Source organism: Phenylobacterium sp., from assembly GCF_041919955.1.
GTDB lineage: Bacteria > Pseudomonadota > Alphaproteobacteria > Caulobacterales > Caulobacteraceae > Phenylobacterium.
The window spans coordinates 42,067-49,597 of record NZ_JAYRSU010000027.1 but is presented as its reverse complement, the minus strand read 5'-3'; the positions used below and the strand labels follow the sequence as shown (position 1 = coordinate 49,597).

The window sequence follows — 7,531 nt, the reverse complement described above, 5'->3', positions numbered from 1 at the left end:
AGCGGATCGGCGCGAAAATGGCAAAGCCGCAGGGCCGGAAACTCCGGCCCTGCGGTAGTTATGGTCAGGCCGCTTTGAGGCGCTGCATCCCCTCGGCCAGCGTCCAGAGCGCGCGGTTGAGCGTCACATTCTGGTCGATGCCGTTGATCGCGCGGGTCTGCGCGCGGCGGATACGGCCCTCGGCATTGCGCTTACGGCCCTGCAACCCGCCACGAACCACATTCTCCTGAATGACATTGAACGTGGTCCACAGGCTGCGGTCCAAATCCTCGCGGCGGCGCGGCTCGATGATCTGCTCGGGCCGAACCGGGCTTTCGTCGTCGCCATAGCGCGTAACAAGGCTAACCTCGCCGAGCAAGCGCTGCTCATCCGGCGAAAGCTGGATCGCCTTCATCGACTCGCTGGCGTCGATCAGCCGGGGGAAGTCCTCGGCGACGGTGAACACGCCCTCGATGATGTCATGCTCGATATTCCCTTTGTGCGGCACGCGGACCTCCTCGAACCGCTCACCCGCGATCATGCTGTTGGTGCAGACGAAGCGCAGCATTCCCGCGAACATCTGATAGGCGCTGGACCCATCATGGCTGTTCACGATGATGACTTCGGCGGCCTCCGGCTTGCCGATGCCGTCGTCCCGGCGCAGGCGGAGCATATGCTTGGCGTGGCCGTGGCGGCTGCCGTCGCGGGGAACCGACTGGACGGCGAAGAACGGGAACCATCCTTCCCGGCGCAGCCCCTCCACGATGTCGATGGTCGGGACATAGACATAGCGCTCCGACCGGCTGTCGTGCGCCTCGCGAGCGAAGATGGACGGGACGTGCCGATAGAGCGCCTCGTTGTCGAGCGCCTCATAGCCTCTGATCTGGTGGGCGTTGCGGCCGAACCGGGTGGCGAGTTGGTGATACATGGTCTGTCCTTCCTTGGGCTTGGGTTTCCGCGCAGCGGAGCGCCGCGCTGAAACCCTGCCCGTCGGCGAGACCGGGGGTGCAAACGGAAAGCGCCTTCGCGGGGAACCGGCTGCACGGAACGCGCTCGCGCGTGGAGGAAGCTGGGCGGAAGCCGCTTGAAGTGCGCCGGGGGCAGCGCCCCAAGCACCTCAACAACATGCCGGGCCTACTGGCTCGTCCGTTCTGACAACCAGCGTAACAAACGCACGAAGGCACCCCGCTCCAATGGAGCGGGGCGCCGTGTCGGGCTCAGCGTGACCAGATCAGCGCATACTCGCCGGCGGTGTCCGTCTCGGACAGGGTGGCGTAGATCGGTGCCGGGAAGGTCGGATCGTCGATTTTGACCGAGATGTAGTCGCGGTTCTCGCGGCTGGTTTTCTTCCACCCGGCGCCGCACTCGACGGAGCCGACAGCGAGGCGGTAGTCGGGGGCCTTCTCGCTCTCCTTGTCGATCGGCCGGAGGGTGGCCTTGGCGTTGAGGGTGAGCGTCTTGATGGTTCCGGCGAAGGAGCCGTTGCCCGCCTGAGTGAAGGTGCCGATGGTCGCCATTTCAAAGTTCCTTTCGATCTCGGGCCACGACCGCCGCGGCCTCGATGGCGATCGGTGAAGCGGGGATGATCGGACGCGCACCGTTTGCGGCCGGAGCGCAGCGGAGGATGGCGACGCGCGGCTTTTTTGTTTCGCGATGCAAAGCCGAAGGCGGCGGAAAAAAGCCGCGCGGCGGCGTTGCGCCAGGCCGAGCTAGGCGAAGCCGGCCCCGGTTATATCAGGCCAATCGAGAGGCCGCGCGGTCATGCCGAAGCCGAAGCGAGACGCTTGGCGCACCTCGCGACCTGACAGGCGGAAAATGGTGCTGTGTTGAACCGCGCGATCAGCAAACGACCCGGCAACAAAGGCGATCATGGGATGATGGGCGTAACCGATGTCCCGCAATCTCGGCAGACATACGTCGAGTGCGACGCGGGATTTGCAGCCACCGAACGCCAATTTCGTCCTCGCGACGCGACCACGCTTCCACGGCCTGACAAGGACAATCGGCGAACCGATCGCCAAGATGCTGCTCGTCAATTCGCCACCAGCACTGCGCCTCCCTTGGTAGGGTCGTGCGTTCGCAGAACGAAAGCGGCCGCGCCCCAACGGGCGCGGCCGCGATTTTTCGTCGGTCGAAATGAAAGGCCGGGACCGCTCGCGCGGCCCCGGCCCGATGCCGCTATTCGGCGGCGACGGCAAAGGACGCTTCGCCGTCCTCCGCTTCGCTATCGGGAGCCTCCGCTTCGGACGACTGCTCCATGCTTCCCACGTCCTCGACCTCGACGGGCGCGGGCTGCTCCGCTTCCGCCTTCGGCGTCCGCAGCGCGGCGGGAAGCCAGCCGCTCCCGGCCAGACGCTGCTCGGCGGCCTCGGCCATTTCCAGCTTCTTCTTGTCCGCGATATGGCGCGCGGCATCCTCGGAAACGCCTTCGGCGACGGCTTCAAGGATATGCGCCTTGGTGACGCGGCCAAGGTAGCTGTCCACGGTGGGCGTCCAGTCCTTCGCCATGTCCAGCGCCAGCGCGGTCGCCAGCCTGTCCGCCGATTGCAGCGTCCGGGGTTTGCGGTCCCACGGCAGGCGCAGCGCGTTGACGGTGCGGGACGCGCAATGCGCCAGCAGCGCCACCCGCTGCGCGTCTTCCAGTGCGACGATGAAGCCCCACAGGTCGGCCACGTCACGCGGCATCCGCTCGGCCCACGCCTCGTGCGCTTCGCTCGCCCGCGCCGCCAAGGGCGTGTCCTCGATCCCCGCCGCATGACTGCCAAGCGGCGTCACGGTCGAACGGATTTCAAGGCAACCGGCCTCGGCGTAGCTGTAGAACAGTTGCGCGGTCAGCGTGTGGGTCAGCGTGATCAACGCCACGTCGGGCTGCTCGGCCAACGCCACGCGAAGGGCCAGCGTCCGGTGAGCGGACAGGTCGCGGGTGAGGCTGTCGGAAATGGGCTTGCCCGGTTCCTCGTCCTCCTCCTCGAAATCCTGCACGTCCTCGTCGCCGTCCTCGGCCTGCGCGACGTCTCCGGCCTCCGGGTCGATGGCGTCGGCCTCGTCCTCGGGCTGCGGATCGGCAAGCGCCTCGTCCTCGGGACGGACGAAACCCCGTTCGATCCTCACTGTGCCGTCATAGTGCAGCACCACGAACACCCCGCCGTGCGCGACGATGTTGGGATCGTAGGCATGGCGCTTGGCCGAAATGGCGTCGATCTCGTCGGACACCGCTTCCAGCTTCGCCGCCACGTCCTCCGGCATTTCGTCATAGGACGAATAGCCTTCGGCAAGCTCGTCATGCTCGGTGGACAGCGCCTCCAGCCGGGCCTCGTCCTCGTCGGACAGGTCCACGGCCTGCGGATAGAAGCGCCGCATCCCATGCGCGTGGGGATAGTCGATATGCGCCTCGGCCCATTTCCAGCCGTCGGCCTGCACCTCGCCCGCAATCTCGCGCAATTTCTCGGTGGCGAGCATGTCGAGCAAGCCCGCATCCTCAAAGAAGCCGCCCCGGTCCTCGGTGAACAGGTCGCGGATGATGGCGCCGCCCGCCTCAATATAGGCGTCGGCTCCGACGAACACCGCACGGCGATCATCGGCGGGCACGTTGCCAGCGGTCATGTCGCGCCGGATGATCCACGGCTCCCGGTTGTGATGCAGGTTCTCGAACACCTGCTCCTGCCGCGCGTGATCCTCGGTGATGGCGAAGGCCATCAACTGGTCCAAGGTCAAGCCGTCTTCGCGATAGACCTGCAACAGCTTCGGGCTGACAGCGCCCAAGCGAAGCCGCTGCTTCACCACGGAAGCCGACACGCCGAACCGCGCACCGATTTCTTGCGCGCCCCAACCCTTCTCGTTGGAAAGCTCCGCGAGCCGCTCGAACTGGTCGGCGGGGTGCATCGGGGTCCGGGTCACGTTCTCGTCCAGACTGATTTCGGACGGGTCGTTCGCCGTATCCAGCCAGCAGCGCACCGGCTCGGATTTCTTGATCTGCTTGCGCTTGGCGCGTAGCAGCATCGCCAGCCTGCGGCCCTCGCCAGCGGTCACGAGATAATAGCCAGTAGGTGTCCCGTCCTCCTTGACCTCCGGCTCGATCACAAGGTTCTGGATCAGCCCTTTGTGCTGGATCGACGCGGCCAGCGCCTCGATAGCGGCTTCCCCGTGCGGCACCTTGCGGGCGTTGCGCGGGGACTTCTTGAGCTTGGCGAGCGGCACGAAAATCTCGACGCCCGACACAGGCTCGGCGGCAACGGTTTCGGTAACGGCGTTCATCTTCCTTACTCCTTCAAAACCACACACACCCCGGAATGGGGTGGGCGGCGAAAGAGCGACCGGCAGGCCCGCCGGCGGAGCCGGGCAGCATCCGTAAGGACCGGAACGTAGAGGAGGTAAGCGCGGCACGCGCGTTGCGGCCCGGCGCGGCGGGCCTAAAGGGAAGCGACGCCCACCCCATCTCGGGGAGTGCAACGACCGTCAACGCGATCGGGCCGGCGCAGCCCTGGCCCGATCTCCGCAGCTCAAAGGATATGAATCCGCGCAGCGGATTGGCCGATCGGCGCGAGATCGCGCCGCCCCGCCATGCTGATCGTCACCCGGAGGGCCGAGACCCGTCAGGGGCTCGGTCGGAGCGCAGCGGAGATAGAGCGGCGGTCCCGCAGGGAGGCGCCAACCCCATCTTGCAATTTTCATCATCATCGACTAACATGAAGTCATTGACTTATGGAGGTCAGCATGGCGGTCATGACAATCCGAAACATCGATGATGCGATCAAAAATCGCCTTCGCCTGCGGGCGGCAATGCACGGTCGCTCGATGGAAGACGAAGCGCGCGACATCCTGCGCTCAGCGCTATCGACCGAAATCCCGCGCCCTCGCAATCTGGGCCAGGCCATCAACGAACGCTTCGGCGAGCTGGGCGGCGTCGATCTGCCTCCCATGCCGCGCGATGCGATTCGGCCGCCGGTGGACTTCGGCGAATGATCATCCTCGACACCAACGTCATTTCCGAGCTGATGCGGCGCGAGCCTGACCCGAGAGTCATGGCGTGGATTGCCGAGCAACCGATGGCGGGGGTGTTCACGACGACGCTGACGCAGGCGGAAATCTTCTATGGTCTGGCACTGCTCCCCGAGGGACGCCGCCGCGATGATCTGCTGGCGGCGGCGCGTCCGATGTTCGATGTCGATCTGACGGGTCGCGTGCTGTCGTTCGACACCGACGCGGCGCTTGTCTATCCCGAGATCGCCGCCGGACGGAAACAGGGCGGCAAGCCAATCAGTCAGATCGATGCGCAAATCGCCGCCATCGTGCGTTCGCGCGGCGCGCGGCTGGCGACTCGTAACGTCCGCGATTTCGTCGATTGCGGGATTACGGTTGTCGATCCGTGGGGCGAAGCATGACGCCCGCCGCAGCACACCCCTATCTGCGCTACGCCGCGACAGAGGCTTTGCACACGGCGCGGCCGCGACGCAGCGTGTCGGAATGGCTCTTCCTCGCAAGCTCCGCCGCCGCACGCCTCGTCGCTGGGCCGAAAGCCCGGATGACCTGCACGACTACATCAACCGCGTCGCGCCGCGCCGGGCTTCGCGTCCGGTGCGCGAGGATGATGGGCCGATCGTCGTCACCGACGACTGGCCGGAGCAAGTTCCGATCGGTGACGCCGAGCTGTGCGCGATCGAAGGCCATATGCGGCAAGAGCTGGACAAGCTGTTCGGACCGCTGCCGTGAAGTGAAGAGTGAAGCGTCATGACCAGCGCCGCCCTGCGACGAGATGAGGATGAGGCGCCGGTCGTGGCGACCGCTCGCGCCGCACTCTATCTGCGAGTTTCGACGCCGCGCCAGGCGGAACATGATCTGTCGATCCCCGACCAGCGCCGCCAGATGGAGAATTACTGTGTCGGCAAGGGTTGGGCGGTCGCGGCCGAGTTCGTCGAGCCGGGCAACACCGCCACCGATGATCGTCGGCCCTCGTTCCAGGCGATGATCGAAGCGGCGATGGTCAAGCCGCCGACGTTCAATGTCATTCTCGTCCACAGCTTCTCGCGGTTCTTCCGCGACCAGTTCCAGTTCGAGTTCTACGTCCGCAAGCTGGCGAAGAACGGGGTGAAGCTCGTCTCGATCACGCAAGACCTGGGCGACGATCCGATGAGCGTCATGATGCGCCAGATCATGACGCTGTTCGACGAATATCAGTCGAAAGAGAATGGCAAGCACACGCTCCGCGCCATGAAGGAGAACGCCCGGCAAGGCTTCTGGAACGGCGCGCGGGCGCCGATCGGCTATCGCGTCGTTGCGGCGGAGGAGCGGGGCGCGAAGATCAAGAAGAAGCTGGAGATCGACGCGATCCAGGCCGAAACAGTGCGGCGCATCTACCGGATGGCGCTCAACGGCGTCGATAACAAAGGGCCGATGGGCCTCAAGTCGATCGCAACCTGGCTCAATGAGAACAACATCCGCACCCGCGACGGCGGGCGCTGGGGCTTGGGCGCGGTGCATCAGGTGCTCACCCGCACGACATATATCGGCCAGCACCGCTTCAACACCCGCGACCACAAGACGAAGACGCGCAAGCCGGAGAGCGAGCACGCCGTCATGGAAGTGCCGGCGATCGTCTCGGATGCAGAGTTCGAGGCGGTCCAGCGTTCGCTCAAGGCGCGCAACCCGAAGATGATGCCGCCGATGGCGGTGGGCGGCCCTACGCTGCTCACCGGCATCTGCTTCTGCGCGTGCTGCGGCGGTGCGATGACGCTGCGCACGGGCACCAGCAGCGTCGGGCGGGAATATCGCTACTACACCTGCTCGACGAAGGCGCGGCAGGGCACGACTGGCTGTCCGGGCATCACCGTGCCGATGGATCGGCTCAATGAGGCCGTGGTCGATCATCTCGAAGACCGTCTGCTCGACCCGGCGCGACTCGAAGCTCTGATGGATCAGATCCTCGAACGCCGCGACGAGTGGGTGAATCAGCGCCGTGAGCATGTTGCCGATCTTGAGCGGCGTGCGACGGAGGCGGAAGCGAAGCTCAAGCGCCTCTATGACGCGATCGAGAACGGGGTGATCGACGTAAGTGACCCATCGCTGAAAGATCGCATCGCCGAGCTGACCGCGACTCGGGACCAGGCCAAGGGCGACTCTGAGCGCGCCTTGGCGCATATCGTGAAGATTGGCCCGGCGATCACGCCGGAAAGTCTGCGTGCGTTCGCGGCCGCCCTGCGCAAGAAGCTGCGGAACGGCGACGGGACGTTCGCCCGCGATCAGGTCCGGGCTGTGGCCCAGCGCGTTGAAGTGGTTAGCCCGAAAGAGGTTCGCATCCGCGGCCTGCGCAGCGAACTGCTGCGAACGCTAACCGCCGCCTCTGGCGTAGAGGCGGCGGTGCTAGGCGTTCGTGGTTTTGAACCGAAATGGCGCGCCCGGAACGATTCGAACGTCCGACCCTCAGATTCGTAGGCTCTCGCGGACGTTTGATCTTGTTGAACTTTCCGGCAAACCGGGGGTTGCGGGCCCCATTGAAAGTCCACGCCTTTTTGGAACGTCTGCAAACCGCCTGAGCTGCGCGAGTGCCCACGCAGGA

At 65.4% G+C, this 7,531-nt stretch carries 8 protein-coding genes; 4 read left to right on the top strand and 4 right to left on the bottom strand.

Features of this window, described 5'->3' with window-relative positions; all coding sequences use genetic code 11:
- Positions 1-64: 64 nt before the first annotated feature.
- The 4 genes from ACE3T2_RS18635 to ACE3T2_RS18620 all read right to left on the bottom strand — a co-directional run bounded on the left by ACE3T2_RS18635 (position 65) and on the right by ACE3T2_RS18620 (position 4,233).
- Positions 65-907, bottom strand: a complete 843-nt coding sequence (locus tag ACE3T2_RS18635) for a DUF932 domain-containing protein (RefSeq protein WP_312218574.1) — start codon at positions 905-907, stop codon at positions 65-67.
- Between the two features lie 289 nt (positions 908-1,196).
- Complete coding sequence (locus ACE3T2_RS18630) at positions 1,197-1,496, bottom strand: DUF736 domain-containing protein (RefSeq protein ID WP_184723192.1); 300 nt, start codon at positions 1,494-1,496, stop codon at positions 1,197-1,199.
- Between the two features lie 192 nt (positions 1,497-1,688).
- Complete coding sequence (locus tag ACE3T2_RS18625; RefSeq protein WP_184723194.1) at positions 1,689-2,000, bottom strand: hypothetical protein; 312 nt, start codon at positions 1,998-2,000, stop codon at positions 1,689-1,691.
- A 157-nt stretch (positions 2,001-2,157) separates the two neighbouring features.
- Positions 2,158-4,233 carry a ParB/RepB/Spo0J family partition protein gene (locus tag ACE3T2_RS18620; RefSeq protein ID WP_184723196.1) on the bottom strand — a complete coding sequence of 692 codons (2,076 nt, stop codon included), beginning with the start codon at positions 4,231-4,233 and terminating at the stop codon, positions 2,158-2,160.
- 459 nt (positions 4,234-4,692) lie between these two features.
- On the opposite strand from ACE3T2_RS18620, the gene ACE3T2_RS18615 reads away from it, so the two are divergent.
- From ACE3T2_RS18615 to ACE3T2_RS18600, 4 genes are all read left to right on the top strand, one after another.
- Entirely contained in the window at positions 4,693-4,941 is a 249-nt protein-coding gene (locus ACE3T2_RS18615) for a plasmid stabilization protein (protein WP_184723198.1), read from the top strand.
- Positions 4,938-5,360 (top strand): type II toxin-antitoxin system VapC family toxin, encoded by a 423-nt coding sequence (locus tag ACE3T2_RS18610; RefSeq protein WP_184723201.1) that lies wholly within the window; start codon positions 4,938-4,940, stop codon positions 5,358-5,360. Before ACE3T2_RS18615 ends, ACE3T2_RS18610 begins: the two co-directional genes overlap by 4 nt.
- Positions 5,361-5,442: 82 nt before the next feature.
- Positions 5,443-5,688, top strand: coding sequence for a hypothetical protein (locus ACE3T2_RS18605; RefSeq protein ID WP_292179642.1), 246 nt, complete (start codon positions 5,443-5,445; stop codon positions 5,686-5,688).
- An 18-nt stretch (positions 5,689-5,706) separates the two neighbouring features.
- Positions 5,707-7,407 carry a recombinase family protein gene (locus ACE3T2_RS18600; protein ID WP_374660101.1) on the top strand — a complete coding sequence of 567 codons (1,701 nt, stop codon included), beginning with the start codon at positions 5,707-5,709 and terminating at the stop codon, positions 7,405-7,407.
- Positions 7,408-7,531: the final 124 nt, after the last annotated feature.

Excerpts from the sequence above, each read along its gene's own strand:
- ACE3T2_RS18635 (WP_312218574.1), bottom strand. The coding sequence starts at position 907 with ATGTATCACCAACTCGCCACCCGGTTCGGCCGCAACGCCCACCAGATC.
- ACE3T2_RS18630 (WP_184723192.1), bottom strand. The coding sequence starts at position 1,496 with ATGGCGACCATCGGCACCTTCACTCAGGCGGGCAACGGCTCCTTCGCC.
- ACE3T2_RS18620 (WP_184723196.1), bottom strand. The coding sequence starts at position 4,233 with ATGAACGCCGTTACCGAAACCGTTGCCGCCGAGCCTGTGTCGGGCGTC.
- ACE3T2_RS18615 (WP_184723198.1), top strand. The coding sequence starts at position 4,693 with ATGGCGGTCATGACAATCCGAAACATCGATGATGCGATCAAAAATCGC.
- ACE3T2_RS18610 (WP_184723201.1), top strand. The coding sequence starts at position 4,938 with ATGATCATCCTCGACACCAACGTCATTTCCGAGCTGATGCGGCGCGAG.
- ACE3T2_RS18605 (WP_292179642.1), top strand. The coding sequence starts at position 5,443 with ATGGCTCTTCCTCGCAAGCTCCGCCGCCGCACGCCTCGTCGCTGGGCC.
- ACE3T2_RS18600 (WP_374660101.1), top strand. The coding sequence starts at position 5,707 with ATGACCAGCGCCGCCCTGCGACGAGATGAGGATGAGGCGCCGGTCGTG.